15 protein-coding genes and 1 pseudogene are annotated in these 18762 nt (G+C 29.9%); 9 read left to right on the top strand and 7 right to left on the bottom strand.

The features are described 5' to 3' along the window. The first annotated feature begins 61 nt into the window (after positions 1-61). The 4 genes from BTO04_RS11920 (at position 62) to BTO04_RS11905 (ending at position 5413) form a co-directional block, all read left to right on the top strand. Positions 62-2545 (top strand): zinc-dependent metalloprotease, encoded by a 2484-nt coding sequence (locus BTO04_RS11920; RefSeq protein ID WP_087564712.1) that lies wholly within the window; start codon positions 62-64, stop codon positions 2543-2545. A gap of 159 nt (positions 2546-2704) precedes the next feature. Further along, on the top strand, positions 2705-3544 hold the full coding sequence (locus tag BTO04_RS11915) for an AraC family transcriptional regulator (RefSeq protein WP_087564711.1): 840 nt from the start codon (positions 2705-2707) through the stop codon (positions 3542-3544). A gap of 88 nt (positions 3545-3632) precedes the next feature. Continuing rightward, positions 3633-4190, top strand: a complete 558-nt coding sequence (locus BTO04_RS11910) for a YbhB/YbcL family Raf kinase inhibitor-like protein (RefSeq protein ID WP_087564710.1) — start codon at positions 3633-3635, stop codon at positions 4188-4190. A gap of 269 nt (positions 4191-4459) precedes the next feature. Continuing rightward, positions 4460-5413, top strand: a complete 954-nt coding sequence (locus tag BTO04_RS11905; RefSeq protein ID WP_087564709.1) for a tRNA-dihydrouridine synthase — start codon at positions 4460-4462, stop codon at positions 5411-5413. 1 nt (position 5414) lies between these two features. On the opposite strand, the gene BTO04_RS11900 is transcribed toward BTO04_RS11905, so the two are convergent. The 3 genes and pseudogenes from BTO04_RS11900 to BTO04_RS15775 all read right to left on the bottom strand — a co-directional run. Next, a complete protein-coding gene (locus tag BTO04_RS11900) occupies positions 5415-6392 on the bottom strand; it encodes an endonuclease/exonuclease/phosphatase family protein (RefSeq protein ID WP_087564708.1) in 978 nt (325 codons plus the stop codon). Then, positions 6389-6850, bottom strand: coding sequence for a hypothetical protein (locus tag BTO04_RS15780; protein ID WP_368356381.1), 462 nt, complete (start codon positions 6848-6850; stop codon positions 6389-6391). Before BTO04_RS15780 ends, BTO04_RS11900 begins: the two co-directional genes overlap by 4 nt. A gap of 36 nt (positions 6851-6886) precedes the next feature. Next, positions 6887-6991, bottom strand: a pseudogene (locus tag BTO04_RS15775) (mechanosensitive ion channel domain-containing protein); the annotation flags it as partial. A 1127-nt stretch (positions 6992-8118) separates the two neighbouring features. On the opposite strand from BTO04_RS15775, the gene BTO04_RS11890 reads away from it, so the two are divergent. Then, positions 8119-8577 carry a hypothetical protein gene (locus tag BTO04_RS11890; RefSeq protein ID WP_087564706.1) on the top strand — a complete coding sequence of 153 codons (459 nt, stop codon included), beginning with the start codon at positions 8119-8121 and terminating at the stop codon, positions 8575-8577. A 180-nt stretch (positions 8578-8757) separates the two neighbouring features. On the opposite strand, the gene BTO04_RS11885 is transcribed toward BTO04_RS11890, so the two are convergent. The 3 genes from BTO04_RS11885 to BTO04_RS11875 are packed head-to-tail and all read right to left on the bottom strand — an operon-like array spanning position 8758 to position 11007. Continuing rightward, a complete protein-coding gene (locus tag BTO04_RS11885) occupies positions 8758-9276 on the bottom strand; it encodes a gamma carbonic anhydrase family protein (protein WP_087564705.1) in 519 nt (172 codons plus the stop codon). A 1-nt stretch (position 9277) separates the two neighbouring features. Further along, positions 9278-10108, bottom strand: a complete 831-nt coding sequence (locus BTO04_RS11880; RefSeq protein ID WP_087564704.1) for a glucosaminidase domain-containing protein — start codon at positions 10106-10108, stop codon at positions 9278-9280. Further along, positions 10108-11007: a 1-aminocyclopropane-1-carboxylate deaminase/D-cysteine desulfhydrase gene (locus BTO04_RS11875; RefSeq protein ID WP_232455985.1), complete on the bottom strand. Its 900-nt coding sequence runs from the start codon at positions 11005-11007 to the stop codon at positions 10108-10110. The genes BTO04_RS11880 and BTO04_RS11875 overlap by 1 nt, the downstream gene beginning before the upstream one ends. 193 nt (positions 11008-11200) lie before the next feature. Between BTO04_RS11875 and BTO04_RS11870 the strand changes: the two genes are divergently transcribed. Next, positions 11201-12871 (top strand): RluA family pseudouridine synthase, encoded by a 1671-nt coding sequence (locus BTO04_RS11870; RefSeq protein WP_087565408.1) that lies wholly within the window; start codon positions 11201-11203, stop codon positions 12869-12871. Between the two features lie 4 nt (positions 12872-12875). On the opposite strand, the gene BTO04_RS11865 is transcribed toward BTO04_RS11870, so the two are convergent. Further along, the gene (locus BTO04_RS11865; RefSeq protein ID WP_087564702.1) at positions 12876-15515 is read right to left on the bottom strand and encodes a DUF5916 domain-containing protein; all 2640 of its coding nucleotides are present in this window, start codon (positions 15513-15515) and stop codon (positions 12876-12878) included. Between the two features lie 312 nt (positions 15516-15827). Between BTO04_RS11865 and BTO04_RS11860 the strand changes: the two genes are divergently transcribed. The 3 genes from BTO04_RS11860 (at position 15828) to rpsI (ending at position 18751) form a co-directional block, all read left to right on the top strand. Next, positions 15828-17807 (top strand): LTA synthase family protein, encoded by a 1980-nt coding sequence (locus BTO04_RS11860; protein WP_087564701.1) that lies wholly within the window; start codon positions 15828-15830, stop codon positions 17805-17807. A 102-nt stretch (positions 17808-17909) separates the two neighbouring features. After that, positions 17910-18365: a 50S ribosomal protein L13 gene (rplM, locus tag BTO04_RS11855; protein ID WP_087564700.1), complete on the top strand. Its 456-nt coding sequence runs from the start codon at positions 17910-17912 to the stop codon at positions 18363-18365. Continuing rightward, positions 18365-18751, top strand: coding sequence for a 30S ribosomal protein S9 (gene rpsI, locus BTO04_RS11850; RefSeq protein WP_087564699.1), 387 nt, complete (start codon positions 18365-18367; stop codon positions 18749-18751). The genes rplM and rpsI overlap by 1 nt, the downstream gene beginning before the upstream one ends. The last annotated feature ends 11 nt before the right edge of the window (positions 18752-18762 follow it).

Raw genomic sequence — 18762 nt, 5'->3', positions numbered from 1 at the left:
TAAGAGTTATTTTTTTTTAGTTTGCTTAATTTCGAATTAAATTCAAATCAAATAAAATATTATGATAAAAAAAGTGATCCTACAGTTTCTTTTAGTTGCTTTTGTTTTTGGTTTTTCATCAGAAACTAATGCACAATTTTGGAAGAAAAAAAAGAAAGAAACTAAAACAGCTCCTAAGCCTAAACCTAAAAAAGGAGAAATTCAACCTTATGGAAAGGTAGTTACTAAAGAACACAAAACAGATGAAGGTTTGTTTAAAGTTCATACAAAAGATGATTCTTATCTTTTTGAAATTCCTGATTCTCTATTAAAAAGAGAAATGTTAATGGTTACAAGAATTGCTAAAACTGCAAACGGAATTGGTTTTGGTGGAGGAAAAACCAACACTCAGGTTTTACGTTGGGAAAGACAAAATAAACAAATATTATTACGAATTGTATCTTATGATGTTGTTGCAGATACTCTTTTACCAGTGCACGAAGCGGTTGTAAATTCTAATTTAGAACCTATTTTGTTCTCTTTTCCTATTAAAGCAATCAGTAAAGATTCTACGGCTACCGTAATAGATGCAACTACTTTATTTTCAACAGATGTTAAACCTTTAGGTTTTCCAGCGTCTTATAGAAAAAGATATGGTGTAACAAGAATGGATAAAGACCGTTCTTATTTAGATAGAGTAAGCAGTTATCCTCAGAACATAGAAGTAAGACATGTAAAAACATATGCTGCCACTAAAGCGCCATCAAATAGTGCATTAGGTTCTATTACTTTAGAAATGAGTAACTCAATGGTTTTATTACCTAAAGTACCAATGAAGCGTAGGTATTTTGATGAACGTGTTGGATGGTTTGCAAGAGGACAAACTGATTATGGTTTAGATGCTCAAAAAAGTAAAACTGTAACTTATTTAGATAGATATCGATTAGAAGTTAAGGATGAAGATATTGAAAAATTTGAAAGAGGAGAATTAGTTGAACCTAAAAAACAAATTGTTTATTATGTAGATAGAGCAACTCCAGAAGAATGGGTTCCTTATATTATACAAGGTGTAAACGATTGGCAAGTTGCTTTTGAAGCCGCTGGTTTTAAAAATGCAATTATTGCAAAAAGAGCTCCAACAAAAGAAGAAGATCCAGAATATAGCCCAGAAGATGTACGTTATTCTGTAATTCGTTATTTAGCTTCTCCAATTCCAAATGCAAACGGACCTCACGTTAGTGATCCACGTTCAGGAGAAATTTTAGAGTCTGATATTAACTGGTATCACAATGTAATGTCTTTATTACATAACTGGTTTTTTATTCAAACTGCAGCTATAAATCCTGATGCAAGAGGAAACAATTTTAAAACAGAAACAATGGGAGAATTAATCAAATTTGTTTCTTCTCATGAGTTAGGTCATACTTTAGGATTGCCTCATAATATGGGAAGTTCTGCTGCATTTCCTGTAGATTCTTTACGTTCTGCAAGTTTTACTAAAAAATACGGAACAGCACCTTCTATTATGGATTATGCTCGTTTTAATTATGTTGCTCAACCAGAAGATAAAGGTGTTGCTTTAATGCCAAATATTGGTGTGTATGATAAATATGCAATTTCTTGGGGATATAGACCAATTTTAAATAAAACTGCTAAAGAAGAAAAGCCTGTTTTAGATAATTGGATTTTAAAACATGCTGATGATCCAATGTACAGGTTTGGACATCAACAAGCGGGTGGCGTTGTAGACCCAACTTCTCAAACAGAAGATTTAGGTGACAATGCGATGAAAGCTTCTGCTTATGGAATTAAAAACTTAAAAAGAATTTTACCAAGATTAGAAGAATGGACTTCTAAAAAAGGAGAAAATTACGAAGATTTAGCTACAATGTATGGACAGGTTTTAAGTCAGTTTAACAGATATATGGGACATGTTTCTGCAAATGTTGGTGGTGTTACAGAATACTTTAAAACTACAGACCAAGAAGGAGCAGTTTATACGCATATTGATAAAGCAACTCAAAAAGAAGCTTTACAATTTGTGATTGATGAATTGTTTGAAACGCCAACTTGGATGATAGACAAAAACATTTTTAGTAAAACAGAATTTTCTGGATCAGTAGAAAGAGTTCGTGGCTTACAAGCAAGATCTATAAATAACCTTTTAGATGCTGGTAGAATGGCTAGAATGATAGAAAATGAAACTTTAAATGGTTCTGAAGCATATACTTTAGTAAACATGATGAGCGATTTACGCAAGGGTGTTTGGTCTGAAATTTACGCTAGAGGTTCTATAGATACGTATAGAAGAAACCTACAAAGAGTACACTTAGATCGATTAGATTATTTATTGAATAAAGCCAAAGATCAAAAAGGTAGAAATAGTGGTTACAGAAAGACTTCTGGTATTACAGTGAATCAATCTGATATTAAATCTGTAGTTAGAGGAGAATTAAAACGTTTACAACGTGATGCAAAATCAGCTTCTTCTAGAGGAAACACAATTTCTCGTTACCATTTACAAGATGTTGTAGATAGAATTGACACAATTTTAGATCCTAAATAATCTAAAAAAATACATTTTATAATTATTGAAAACCTCATCTTAATTGATGAGGTTTTTTTATACCAAAATAATCTGGATTGTTTCTAAGTTTAAAAATGCTAACTTCGTTATCGTATTAAAACTGGCCATATCAATAGAGTTAGAGACAATTAGAACACAATGAAGACAATTACCTTACCAGACGAATTAAATTTGAGCTCTTCTAAGTCTATTGTGATTTATGATTATGAAAGCACTAAAGAAATTTCTAAGCAACAAGTCTTACTAAACAAAAACACCTTTAGTTTTCTTCAAGAAGGGAAAAAAGAAGTTTTTTTTGATAATTCTTCTTTTTCAATAGATAATTCTCAATTCTTGTTGATGAAATCTGGACATTGTTTAATGACTGAAAAGCTTTCTAACATTGCAAATTACTATAGAAGTATTCTATTCTTTTTCTCTAACGAAGACGTTTTAAAATTCATAAGAAAATTTGAACTTAACCCAACAACCTCAAGCAAACTGTATTCTACGTATTCATTTAATTATGATTCATTTATAAAAAGATTTGTAGATAGTCTTTTAGATATTTCTAAACTTTCAGCATCAATTCAAAGAAATATTTTAGATGCTAAGTTTGAGGAAATAATGTTATATCTCGTTGAATTTAAAGGGGTAGGATTTTTATACTCTATAATTAACAATAGTGACAACCACAGTCAAAGGTTTATTCAGACAGTAGAGAGTAACCAATTAAATAAACTAACTATAAAAGAACTTTCATTTCTATCGAACATGAGTGTATCAACATTCAAAAGAGAATTTGAAAAACACTTTCAAAGTTCACCAAGCAAATGGTTTCAAGAGAAAAGACTTGAACATTCTGCATTCTTACTAAAAAACAAATCAAAAAGACCATCTGATATCTATGAGGAAATTGGATATGAAAATTTATCAAATTTTATTCAGGCTTTTAAGGTGAAATACGGAATCACCCCAAAACAGTATCAATCAAATTGAACTTTTATCAATAGTTTTTGAACTGTATGAAACACAAGGTTTACTACTAACTCTCTTAATTTTGTTCCCAAACTAAAAAACAAACATTATGAAAAAATCAAATTTAATTATAGGGTTACTAATCACCTTATCAAGTACAGTATTTTCTCAAAACACGTTTACTTTGTCAAGTAATGATTTGGGTGGAGAAGCTACTATAAATGAGGTGTTTAATGGCTTTGGCTGTACTGGAGAAAATCAATCACCACAATTATCTTGGAAAAATGCACCTGAAGGAACTAAAAGCTTTGCAGTAACTATGTATGACCCAGACGCACCTACAGGAAGTGGATGGTGGCATTGGCTAGTATTTGATATTCCTGTTAACGCTAAAGAATTAGTATCTGGTGCTGGAAATACAGCGCTAAACCTAACACCTGAAGGCGCTATTCAAAGCATTACAGATTATGGAGCGAATGGTTATGGTGGACCTTGCCCTCCAGAAGGTCACGGTTTACATCAATATATAATTACAGTTTACGCATTAAAAACAGACAAACTTGGATTAAATGAAAGTACGAATCCTGCTGTAGTTGGATATTACTTATGGAATAACACATTAGCTAAGGCTAGTATAGTAACATATTACCAGAGGAATAAGAAATAAAAACTATCTCTAACAACATATAAAGTCAATAGCGGTTTGGATGTAAATTCAAACCGTTTTGTACTTAATTAAATATATTGTGACCAAAAAGTAAATGTATTTTAAGCCGCTACTGCTCTTATACAAACACAATAACGAAATTCCAAATTAAAATAAAACTTACACCTTCTAAACAGACCTAAACAATTTAAATTTGTTTTGCTTTTATGCGCTATAATCTTTTCTAAATCCTCTAAAAACTATGGTATATTTGCGTAACAATATTTTTCATGAGCCAGACATTACTATCTTCTCCTTTACAGGGTTTTACAGATTATAAATTTAGAAACGCATTCAACCATTTCTTTGGTGGAATAGACACGTTTTATTCGCCTTATATTCGGCTAAATGGAAAAATGGTGATTAAAAATTCCTATCAGAAAGATATTATTTTAGAAAATAACACCGAATTAGAAGTAATTCCGCAAATTATTACAAATGATGTCGATGAATTTTTATTCGTTTCTAAATATGTTCAAGAGTTAGGGTATAAAGAACTGAATTGGAATTTAGGTTGTCCGTATCCAATGGTTACAAAAAGAGGAATGGGCTCTGGGTTAATTAGCGATTCTGAAAAAATAAATAGTATTCTTCATAAAATTCATAATGAATCAGACATTATTGTTTCTATGAAAATGAGAATGGGTTATGACAATCCTGAAGAGATTTTAGACGTTTTACCAATTTTAGATAATTATCCTTTAAAAAATATTGCAATTCACGCAAGAATTGGAAAACAATTGTACAAAGGAGGAACTAATTTAGAAGCATTTCAAAAATGTTTAGATAATAGTAAGCATAAAATGTATTACAATGGCGATATTACTTCTGTTACCGCTTTTAAAAAACTACAAGAACGCTTTACCAAAATAGATCACTGGATGATTGGAAGAGGACTCATTGCAGATCCTTTTTTACCACAAATGATTAAAAACAATACAACTGAATATCCAAAAAATAGGTTTGAAATATTTAAAGATTTTCACGACCGTATTTTTACCGAATACGATGCTGCACTTTCTGGGCCAACACCAATTAAAATGAAAATGCTTGGTTTTTGGGAATACTTTTCTCAAAGCTTTCCAAATCCTCAGAAAACCTATAAAAAAATTAAGAAAGCATCTAATGTGAAAAACTATTTAATTGCTGTTGATGAAATTTTTAAGGAAGCAAAAAACAACTAATTTACTTTAATCTAAACTTCATCTCTACAGGTAAATGATCTGAAGCTTGTTCAAATTGAGTTAATACTTTTCCTGAGATATATGCTATCGTATTTTTTGTGTAGAAGATATAATCTATTCGTTCATAAGGATTTTTTGTATCAAAAGTATTTATAGGGTTAACAGAATTAAAAGCTGCATTTCCAACACCTTCCTTTGCAAACATTTTTTGAATAATTGCTTCTTTATCTCTAGCTCTAGAATTAAAGTCGCCTAATAATATTGTTGGATAATCATCTTTATATGTATTAAAAATTGCTAAAACCTCTTCAAATTGTTTTACTCTTGTCGCTTTATCAAAAGCTTCTAAATGTATATTTATAAGCACAATTTCCTGTCCGTTTAACTCCACTTTTACAACTTGTGCTAAACGTTCTAAATAAAATACATCTCTATAAAATGGTGTATCTTCAACACGATCTAAAACAATTCTTTGGTGTTCTTTTAACGGATATTTACTAATAATAGATTGTCCTGAAATTACTTTCCCAAACTGCATACTTATTGGCCAATAAGGAAAAGGCAAATATCTTTCATCCCAATTTACAGCTTCAGCAACATAATTAAATCCTAGTTTTGCTATTTCGTTCTGTTGATTTACATCATAACTTCTTGAAGCTTTATAATCTATTTCTTGAAACGCAATAATATCTGGATTTACAGCTTTTGTTTCAGCTAAAACTTTCTGTAAATTAGTATCAAATAATTCTTTTGATTTTGGTATTGGAAGGTTGTTTGTCATTCCACTTAAATAACCAATATTGTAGGTTACAATGCTAAAAATAGAATCGTTATCAATGGTGTTTTCATATTGATTTTTTATCAACCTTGAATATTCATTTTCTTCTAAAGTTGAAGAAGATGCCCAAAAAAGGAAAATAACAACTGCTATTATTAATAATAAAAAAACACGAAAAACTATTTTTAAGATTCTTTTCATTCTGTTATTATTGGATTTTCACTATTAAATTCAGTCACAACCTTTGTAATAACTGCATCAATTCTCTCTTTATCTATATTGTATTTAAGATTCAATCCTTTTTTCTCAGGAAACTGTTCTATAGTAACCGTTGTTGATGGAAAAGCAAAATCTACCCCTAAATCTTTGGCTAATTTTACAATTGCAATATGCAATCTATGTTTAGATGACTGCTCAATGCCCCAAGCTAAACTTTTAAAATACACATTTACCATAACGAGTAAAGCAGAATCTCCAAAACCTGTAAATTCTACATTAAAAGAATCTGAACGTGTTTCTGGATGTGCTATAACTATCTCTCTAACTCCTTTTACAAAAGCTTCTATTAACTCTGGTGGCGTGTCATAACGCAAACCTAAATTGGTATTATAACGTCTAAATAAACGCAAGCCTTTATTATTAATTACCAATTCAGACAATTTACTATTTGGTATTTGATACAAAGAAGTATCTGCTGCACGAACTTGTGTAGATCTAAAACCTACTCTTTCTACGGTTCCTACAACTTCTCCTGCTTCAATCCAATCTTCAATATGAAAAGGTTTATCTAGAAAAATCATGATAGTTCCTATCAAGTTTTTCACCGTATCTTGAGAAGCCAATGCAAATGCCAAACCTCCTATTGTTGCACCTGCTAACATTGTTGATGCATCTACTCCAAATAGAACTAATAACCTAAAAAGACCAACTACAATAACCAACCCGGTAAGAAAACTGTCTAAAATTGGTACCAATTGATCATCTAATCTACCATGTGTTCTTTCTGTAAATTGAGCATAGATTTGCATTACAACTTGTACTAGCTTTAAGAAAACGTATATCCAGAAAACAGTTTTTGCAATATTTAATGTTAAAAAGACCCAAGTATTTGTTTTTAAGCCTAATTGAAATGATGGGAAAACAGTAGCAATAAAACTTACTGTAACCAATAAACTGATAGGGTGCGCTAACTTTTTAAGTACCTTATTTACTTCTATATTTGAATTTTTAGTTATTAGCTGTTGAATTCTTCTTAATATAAAAAAGGCAATTCTTTTCGCTATTAGAAAAATAAGATACCCTAAAACTAAGAGTAAAATTAAACCAAACAACTGCCATAATTGTAATCCTAAAAATTTTTTATGTCCAGAAACGGGAATTAAACCCTGTAATTTTTGCACATACCAAGGGTATACTTCCTTATATAAACTTTCTATTGAAGCAACTGTCACTGAAGAATAATACCATTTATCACCTATTTTTTCTACATAAATCTGAGGCATCCTTTGAGGAAATAAAACATACTTATCAAATGAAGAATAACCAATAGTATCTTTATAACTAGGGTTTGTGGGTATTTTATTTACATCTACAAATAAACCTTTACCATCTAAGACTTGTTTAATTTTTATTGCTCTTTGTATCGCTTCATCCTCTTCTAAACCTTGAATTGTTTTTGCCGCTTTTTTAGGTTCGTAAGAATCTGATTGTAAAAAATATAAGTGTGTATATACTGTAGCATGAGGGTTACTCAAATCTACACGAATACTGTCTTGTGCATTTGTAAAAAAAGGAATAAAAAATAAGAACCAAATTAATCTCTGCATTTTCTGAATTGTTAAAAAAGTATTAAATAAAAAACAAATTTAAACTTTTTAATTTTTTAAGTGTCAAAGAAGTATAATTAATAATATAAACATTTATAGAGATGAAAAAATTAGTAAGTATTATAGTTTTAGTATTCGCTTTTACTTTAACTACACAGGCACAGAAAAGAGGAGATAGAAAAGGACCTAAACTTTCTACAGAACAACAAGTAGATTTAGCAGTAAAGCAAATGACTTTAAAGTTAGATTTAACTGCAAAACAACAAAACCAGATAAAACCAATTCTTAGTACTCAAATGGCTGAAAAAAAAGCTGAAAGAGATGCTAGAATGGCAAATAGAGAAGAGAGAAAAAGACCTACTTCTGATGAGGTGTATGCAATGAAAAGCAAACAATTAGACAATAAAATTAAGATGAAAGCTGAAATGAAAGAAATCTTAAATAAAGAACAATTTGAGAAGTTTGATAAAATGCAGAAAGGAAGAAAAATGATGGCTCATAAGAAAATGGACAAAAGAAAAAAAGGAGAAAAGAAGAGAAAAGGAAATAAAGAGAACTAGTTTGGTTGATTGATAAAACCCGATTTCTTAATTAAAATCGGGTTTTTATTTTATACGCCATTTTGCATTAGCGCTTGAAACCGTTCAAATATCTGCTGATATTTTTAACCTTTTTATGCTGAACTTAATTCAGCATAAAAAAATATAGTGTAAAGCGCAACCTTGTGTAACACCCAAATTCTATTCTTCTTTAAACCAACTTGAGTATTTTATATAATTATCTGAAATTCTATTTATTTCTCCAGAAATTAATTCTTCTGAAATATCTTTTACTTTTTTAGCAGGAACTCCTGCATAAATACTACCACTTTTTACATGTGTATTTTTGGTAACTACTGCGCCAGCTGCAATAATTGAGTTAGATTCTATAATACAATCATCCATAATTATACTTCCCATACCAACCAAAACATTGTCATGAATTGTGCAACCATGTACAATTGCATTGTGTCCAATAGAAACATTATTACCAATTGTTGTAGGTGATTTTTGATACGTTGCATGAATTACTGCACCATCTTGAATGTTTACTTTATTACCAATTTTTATAAAATGAACGTCGCCACGAATTACTGCATTAAACCAAACACTACACTCTTTTCCTAAAGTTACCTCACCAACAATTGTTGCATTTTCTGCAACATAACAATCTTCTGGTATTTGTGGATATTTACCTCTTACCGCTTTAATTATTTTCATATTATTTTAACAACAAACGTTGCCCAATATTTAGGTTATTATTTTTTAATTCGTTTATTTCTTTCAGTTTTGCAACAGACGTTTTATACTTTTTGGCAATAGAATACAAAGTATCTCCCTTTCTTACTTCGTAAGAATCATCAATTGCATTTAAAGGTTTATTATATTTTAATTTTCCTTTTGTAACCTTAAAATCTTTCTTTTTAATGTTATCAAAATCATATAATTTGTAGGTTTCAATAATTTTAATTAATTTATTTGGGTATTGTTTATCTGTTGCGTAACCAGCTTTTTTTAATCCTTTTGCCCATTTTTTATAGTCTTTTTTTCTATAATTAAACAAAAAAGAATACCGACTTCTTTTAGTTAAAAACTCTGAATGATCATTATAAGAAGTTTCTACATATTGATATTTTCTAAAACATTCTCCTTTTTCATCATCATCATGATAAACACGTTCTCCTTGCCATTTTGTATGACATTTTATACCAAAATGATTGTTAGATTTAGCAGCTAACTCGCTTCTACCTCTGCCAGATTCTAAAATTCCTTGTGCTAAAGTTATACTTGCTGGAATTTCATAAGCATGCATTTCTTTTACAGCAATTGGTGCATATTTTCTAATGTAAGCTAATGTATGTTTGTTTAATTTTGGGTTTTTCTTTATTAACTTTTTTGTAAACTCTTTTTGATTTACGGAGGGTAATTTTTCTGGTATTGGTTCACTTAAAACCACACCAGAACCTTTCTTATTTTGAACTACTCTCTTCTTAGACCCACAACTTGCCAGCACCAAGAAAAACACACAGGATATTATAACTCTTAACTTCATTAACTCTTAATTATTTGTTGATTTTTTTTCTTTAATTTTTCATTAAACCCTCCAATTCCCTGAATTCCTCCAGTATGAATTGCTAGAATTTTACGCTGCTCTGAAAACTTATTTTTTTTGATTAAATCTATAATTCCGAATACCATTTTACCTGTATAAATTGGGTCTAGCAAAATGGTTGTTTCTTCTTTAAATTGATTGATAAAAGAAACTAAATCTTCATTATATTTTGCATAACCTCCAAAATGATAATCAGTATTTAAACGCCAATTTTCTTTATTTCTTACAAATTGATGAATTTCATTCTGTAAAAAGTCTCCTTTTAAAGCCGGAAAACCAATAACTTTTTGATGTTTTTTTGCTGAGTTTATCAAACCAGAAATGGTTCCTCCAGTACCCACCGCACAACAAATATAATCGAATTTTGAATCTTCTTTTGTTAAAATTTCTTCACATCCTTTAATGGCAAAGTCATTTGTTCCTCCTTCTGGAATGGTATAAAAATCACCAAACTTTTCTTTTAATTTATTTACAAACTCCTCACTTGTCTTATTTCTATAGGCTTCTCTAGAAACAAACTCAAAAGTCATTCCGTTTTTTTTTGCTTCTCTTAATGTTGAATTATTAGACAATGTCTTCTCTAAATCTCTACCTAATTCATCTCCTCTAATTATTGCAATTGTCTTCAATCCGTTTAAATTCCCGGCAACAGCAGTTGCTAAAATATGATTAGAAAATGCACCCCCAAAAGTTAGTATCGTTTTTTTCTGTTGATTTTTTGCTTCCTTTATATTATACTTTAGTTTTCTAAACTTATTACCTGAAATAAATGGGTGAATTAAATCTTCTCTTTTTACAAATAACTCTACCTTATGTTCTTCTAAAACCGGGAGTTTTATTTGCTGATTTTGAGTTACTAAAACACTATCGAAAAAAGAATTATTTGTATGAATCACTTCAGAAAAATTATGTTTACAAAAATAATAGTTATTATTTTGATAGCATGCTAAACTTCACATTTTAAATAAAAACCCTTTTAAAATAACTACTTTTGCCTTCTATAAATAGGATTATATAAAGACTTTGATACATTTGAACTACTTCCAACATTTTAAAGAAAACATCTCAGCAATAGCGCTTCCAAAGAAATTTACATTTCCGTTTTACTATGAACCGCATTTGTTAAGTAAAATTGCGGTAAAAGAATTGCAAGAATACTTAGAAAATCAGACAGATTTTGAACATAATTTTGGATTAAACTCAAATTTAAATGAGTTACCTATTGGAAAAATGTTTGGTGTTTTAGTTGTTAAAAATCAACAAAATGAAATTGGGTATTTAGCTGCTTTTTCAGGTAAATTGGCTGATAAGAGTTTGCCAGAAAAATTTGTTCCTCCTGTTTTTAATATGAGAACTGAAGGTAGTTTTTATATAAAAGGTGAAGATGAAATTGGTGAAATAAATAAACAAATTGGTTCTTTAAAAAAAGATGAAACCTATTTAGCTTTAAAAAAAATAGTAAAAAAGACTTCAACTATTATTGCTAATGATTTAGAGTTACAGCGAAAAAAGATGAAAGCTTCTAAAGTTAATAGAAGAATCCGTAAGAAAAAAGCGAAAGAAAATCAAAATAATGAAACATTTAAAATGCTCAAAAAAAAATTAGAACAAGAAAGTTTTAATGATCAATTTTTTTATAAAGAATTGCATGAGTATTATGAAAGTAAGATAGAAAAAGACAGAAAATCACTTGCTGACTTTGAACTTAAGATTGCTTCTTTAAAGAAAGAGCGTAAAGATAAATCTGCAATTCTTCAGCAAACTTTATTTGAAAAATATCAATTTTTGAATAGAAACAAAGTGTTAAAAGGTTTAAATACTATTTTTAATAATCCGCAAATAAAACCTCCTGCAGGCGCTGGAGAATGTTCTGCTCCAAAGTTATTACAATATGCTTTTGCTAATGATTTAACACCAATCTCAATGGCAGAATTTTGGTGGGGAATTTCTCCAAACTCAGAAATCAGAAAACATAAAAACTATTATCCTGCTTGCCAAGGAAGATGTAAACCAATTCTTTCTCACATGTTAGAAGGTCTTAAAATGGATGCTAATTTACTGCTGCAAAATTTATCAGAAAAACAAGACCTAGAAATTATTTTTGAAGATGATGTTCTACTTGTGGTTCACAAACCTACAGAGCTTTTATCGGTTCCCGGTAAAGAAATTAAAGACTCTGTATATACACGTATTAAAGAAAAATATCCTGAAGCTACAGGCCCTTTAATTGTGCATAGATTAGACATGTCTACTTCTGGCATTTTAGTTCTTACTAAAACAAAAGAGGCTAATAAAGTAATGCAAAGTCAGTTTATTAAAAGAACGATTAAAAAACGTTATGTTGCTTTATTAGATGGAAATATTAAAGAAAATGAAGGAACAATTAATTTGCCTTTAAGAGTAGATTTAGATGATAGACCTAAACAATTGGTGTGTTATGAACATGGAAAAAAGGCAGAAACAAATTGGAAAGTTATCAAAAGAGAAAATGATAAAACTTTGGTTTATTTTTATCCAATAACAGGAAGAACGCATCAATTAAGAGTTCATGCTGCACATAAAAACGGATTAAATATGCCTATTATTGGTGATGATTTGTATGGAAAAAAAGAAAACAGATTGCATTTACATGCTGAGTTTATAGCGTTTATTCATCCATCAACAAAAGAAAAAATGACCTTTAAAATTGATGCTCCTTTTTAAAAAGTTACCTCACAAATCTATACGTAGCTTTTATTAAAAAAGTATCTTCTAAGGGTCTGTCTATGATTTGATTTCGAAAACTTTTAGTTAACGAATTTCTTGAATCACCAGCACCTACACCTCCTCTAGCCCACACAAAAAACAACTCAGAACCGGGTATATATTCCCAACGTGCAACTAAATTTGTTCTAAATTGTACATAAGAATAATCGGGTTTTTCAAAACTATAATCTGAAGCAGCATCTAAATTTTCATCTATATTATAAATTGAAGTTCCATCTGCATTTAAACCTTCAGAAATCTGATTAGAAGTATACAAAATCACCTTATCATTTATACTTTCTGAAGTAGGATTATTCACATAATTAAAGTTAGAATACCTACCTCTTGCAATATAAGGTTGCCCATAAAATTGAATAGACATATTTGGGTTAATACTATAATTCATTCTTAAAGTAGTTGTCCAAGATTGATTATTTATCTTCCCTAAAATATACCTTTTTTCATTTCCAAAATCGCGCTCTGAAACATATTGTGTTTTGTCTTCTGTTTTTTCAAGCTCTGTTTCTAATGACAAATTAAAAGAATCGAAAGGTTGATAATTCATACGAACTACATATTTTTTAAAATCAACTACATTTTCTTTTGAAACTCCATCAACATACCCCAAAGTAAAACTCATTTTTTTACTTTTATCAGAACCAAAAAATAAGAAACCAAAATTTTCATCAGCAAAACGCCAACGTGGACCACCTCTTAAAAATGAATTACCAAAAATTCTTGGCTTGTGACCAAAACCAATTTCTGTCGACCAATTATTAATCCAATTTATATTTCCTTGAAATTCATATTGTGTTCTATTATGATTTCCATCAAAATCATAGGTATTAAATTGCTCTATTCTTAATTGAATATCTCTGTACGTTTTTGTTGGAACTTGCCATAAATATCTAAGATTTGAAAACTGAATTACCTCATCTGTTTGCCTTAAAAAACCAACATCATTTAACTCTAACTCTGGCGAACGCCATACAAAACCTCCGTTATAACGCCAGTTTCCTCCACCTTGTTTTCCTGCTTCAATTCTTCCTCCAGTTCCTGTTAAAGAGGTTCTTGTTGGATCTACTTCTACATGAGTTGCATCTACTCGTTGAAAATACCGTGCAATAGAACGCTGTGTATTTTCTATTGCTTCTTCGCTTCCTAAAACATGACTTAATATTGCATTTCCTTCAATATAATAAGCTCTATTTTTCCAATTATGTCTAAAATCTATTCCTCCAGAATATGCAGCTTTATGTAATTCTGAAAAATTACCGTCTAAATTTCTATTTGTTGCTGTAAAAATTCCTCCTATAAAAGTATTTCTTTTGTTAAAATCTTTTTGAGCTCTGGCTACAAAATAATTTGTTAAAGGTTCTACGATCTCTTCTCTTGTTTCGCCATCTACTTCCCTAACTTCTGTATATTCATTAGCCGTAACACTTTCTAAAACTCCTAAAGACCAACCATTTTGTGTTTTTCCAGAAAATTTTGCTGCACCTAAAATTGTTGAATTTATTGGCTCTTTAGAGAATTCTCCATCTGCTAAATTTGCAGTTCTATGAGGATTTCTACCAATTCTTCTACTATAAAAAAGATTATCTCTACCGTTTGCAAATTTAAAATCGAAGATGTTTTTATTTTCAACAAAAAACGGACGTTGTTCTTGGAAAAAAATCTGAAATCCATCTAATGCAATTGCTCCAGGATCTGCTTCAACTTGACCAAAATCTGGGTTGATTGTTAAATCTAAAGTTAAATCGTTTGTAATTCCAATTTTTGCATCTAAACCTCCATTTACTTTAAAATCACTTCCATCTCTGTAAGGATTTCCTGCTTCAGCTTCATAGTTATCATATTGTAAAACTGTAAAAGGCTGAATTTCTAATTGTTTTTGTGGCACTAGATCTATCAATCCATGCAATTCTCCTGCTTCACTTATAAATCCAGATTGATCATTTGGAATTCTTTGCCACAAAGAGCGTTCGTTTTTTCTAAAAATAGTACGATTAATATTAAAGCCCCATATTTGTTCTTTCGCTTTTCCAAAACGCAATTGACTAAAAGGAATTTTCATTTCTGCGGCCCAACCTTTATCATTTACTTTTGCATCTGTATACCAAATTGGATTCCAACTTTCATCCCAATTACCTCCATTTTGGGTTGCAATTTCTTCCCCTTTTACTCCTGCAGCAGTAGTTGTAAATACAAATGCTGTTCTTTTATCATGATAACTATCTATAATAACGTTTACTCTATCACCAGCAAAACCATCCCTTCTTGTTAATCTTTGTTGAATTAATTCTGGATTTTCATCAAAAGCAACAATAGCAACGTATAGATATTTAGCATCGTACATTACTTTAAACTTTGTTTGATGCGTTGGCGCAACACCTTCATTGGGTGTCTTTTGAACAAAATCTGTAGACCATTCTACAACATTCCAAGCAGCCTCAGAAACATCACCATCAATAATCGGTTTATTTTTAAGTGGTTTTGTTGTGTAAATTCTTTTGGTAATAACTTCAGAATTAATTTCTTGAGCAGTACTATTTATTGAAATTAAAACACAAAAAAAGAAGGTTATAAATGAATATTTCATCAAAATATTTTTAATAAAAAAGTTAGAAAATAGCTTTCAAATAAGGTGCAAAAATAGTGGACTATTCTCTTAATGATATGTTAATTATTTGCTGTTTTCTCAAAGAAAATTAACATTTAAAGAAGGGCTATGTTAAAGCCGTTTATTTTTTCAATAAAAAAATTTTCCTATTTTTACTTTTTTTACTTGTTGACTTTCACATCTCTATAGAATAAATTATACTTTTTAGAAAATGCTTTATGCTTACTAAATTGTTAAAAACCTATAACTAAGAATAATTAGCTTAAAATATTAAATTAATAGCACCCATTTATGCCACAACGAACCATCTTAAAATTACCTGAAAGATTTCAATTACTGAAAACTTTTAGCTTTACTTTTTTAGCCTTTTCTTTTATTATTCGTGCAATATTATATTTTTTAAGTTTTAATCACTTTAATTTTTCTTTTCTAAATTTTATTGAAATTTTTGGTATTGGTTTTATTTTTGATATTGGCTCTTTGTCCTATATTTTAGTTATATACACCCTATATCTACTTCTTATACCAAATAGGTTCTATGGAAGTAAATTAGATAAAATAGTAAGTAAATTCACTTATGGTTTCTTTTTGTTTCTGCTTATTTTTTCTTTTTTAGCAGAAATTCCCTTTTGGCAAGAATACCAGCGTCGCTATAATTTTATAGCAGTAGATTACCTTTTATACACGTATGAGGTTATTGAAAACATTCACCAATCTTTTCCGCTATATTTACTAGTTGGGTTAATTATTTTAATACTGATTATTAGCATTCGTTATGCAAAAAAAAAGAAGGCCTATAAAAACACTTTTGAAAGCAGAAATCGTTTTGTTTCTAAATTAATTCCCGCTTTTATAATCTTCGGAATATTCGGAATATTTCATTTTTCAGTTAAAAATATTCAAGCAGAAGTATTTGATAGTATTAGTGAAAATGAACTTGCTAAATCTGGTTTATATTCATTTTTCGCTGCCTATAAAAGCAATGAATTAAATTACAATGAATTTTATTTAACGCTACCCAAAAAAGAAAGTTTTAAAATAACAAGAAACCTAGTTAAAGCAACAAATGACAGCTTATTAAGATCTTCTAACAGTATTCTTAGGTTCACTAAAAACGTAGGTACAGAAAAGAAACCTAATGTTATTTTTATTGGTTTAGAAAGTTTGAGTGCTTCTTTCCTTAATAGATACGGATCTAAAAAAGAACTAACTCCCACGATAGATTCTTTATTAAAAGAATCGATTTCATTTACCAATATGTATGCAACAGGAACAAGAACTATTAGAGGTCTTGAAGCCATTAGCTTAGCAATTCCACCAACACCAGGAAGAAGCATTGTTAAAAGAGAAAACAATAATAACCTTTTTACCATTGGAGAGATCTTTAAAGAAAAAGGATATTCGAGAACTTTTATTTATGGTGGTGATGCTCATTTTGATAATATGTTAAACTACTTTAGTTACAATGGGTTTGATATTGTAGATAGAAGGAAATGGCATCGTATAAAAGAAGAACTACCAACTAAGAGAAATAGAATTAATGATAATGAAGTTACTTTTGAAAATGCTTGGGCAACTTGTGATGAAAATCTTTTTGATAAACTGATAAAAGTTGCAGACAAGCAATCTAAAACAAAAGAACCCTTTTTTAATTTTGTAATGACAAGTTCAAATCATCCACCTTATACATTTCCAGATGATCTAATTGATTCTAATCAAAGAACAAGAGATAATGCCGTAAAATATTCTGACAAAGCATTACAACAGTTCTTTGAAAAAGCAAAAACAAAACCTTGGTTTGCAAATACTGTTTTTGTTATTATGGCAGATCATTGTGCTTACAGCGCAGGTAGAACAGAAATTAACGTTAAAAATCATCATATTCCTGCATTTATCTATAATTTAAATGATAAAACTCCTTCAGAAGTAAATAAATTATCATCACAAATAGATATTTTCCCAACACTTTTTGGATATTTAAATTGGAGCTACACCACAAACTTCTTTGGAAAAGATATTTCTAAAATGTCACCGAATGATGAACGTGCTTTTATTGGTAATCACAGAAAAGTATCACTTTTAAAAAACAACAATTTACTCGTATTAGAAACACAAAAAAAATTCTCCTATTACGAATGGGATACTAAAAAAAACACGCTATCCCCAGTTAAAAAGAATACTCCTTTTCTTAAAGAAACAATTTCATATTACCAATCTGCCTCTGAGCTATTTAAGAGTGGGGCAATAAAGTTAAAAGGGGCTAAAAAATAAAACTAAAACCCTATTTGTGAATCAAATAAATAGTGGTATATTTGCACTCCTTTTTTAAGGAAAATTAATTATTATTAATAAACAAAAACTAATAGTGTAATTATGAACACATTAAGTTACAAAACAGTATCAGCAAACAGCGCTACCGTAAACAAGGAGTGGGTTTTACTTGATGCGGACGGGCAAACGTTGGGTCGTCTAGCTTCTAAAGTAGCAAAGCTAATTAGAGGTAAATACAAACCAAACTTTACTCCTCACGTAGATTGTGGAGATAACGTGGTTATCATCAACGCAGAAAAAATTGTTTTAACTGGAAAAAAATGGACTGAGAAGTCTTACATCCGTCACACGGGTTATCCAGGAGGACAGAGATCATTAACTGCAACAGAAATGTTTGAGAAAGATCCTACAAGATTAATCGAAAAAGCAGTAAAAGGAATGTTACCTAAAAATATTTTAGGAGCAGCGCTATTCAGAAACTTGTATGTATATGCAGGTGGAGAGCACAAACAAGGAGGTCAAGAGCCTAAAGCTATTAACTTTAACGATTTAAAATAATGGATATAGTACACAAAATCGGTAGAAGAAAAACGGCTGTAGCTCGTATTTATCTTTCAGAAGGAAAAGGAAATATTACTGTAAACAAAAAAGATTACAAAGACTATTTCCCTATTGCAACTTTACAATATAAAGTTCAACAACCATTAATGTTAACAGAAAACTTAGAATCTTATGATATTAAGGTAAATGTTTATGGTGGTGGTGTAACTGGACAAGCTGAAGCAATTCGTTTGGCAATTACAAGAGCATTAGTTTCTATTGATGCAGATCATAGAATAATCTTGAAACCAGAAGGATTATTAACTCGTGACCCTAGAATGGTTGAACGTAAGAAATTCGGTCAGAAAAAAGCACGTAAGAAATTTCAATTCTCGAAACGTTAATATTTTACAGA

The organism is Polaribacter sp. SA4-10 (assembly GCF_002163835.1).
GTDB lineage: Bacteria > Bacteroidota > Bacteroidia > Flavobacteriales > Flavobacteriaceae > Polaribacter.
Note: the sequence above shows the minus strand (reverse complement) of the source record. Positions and strands in the feature narration are given on the sequence as shown.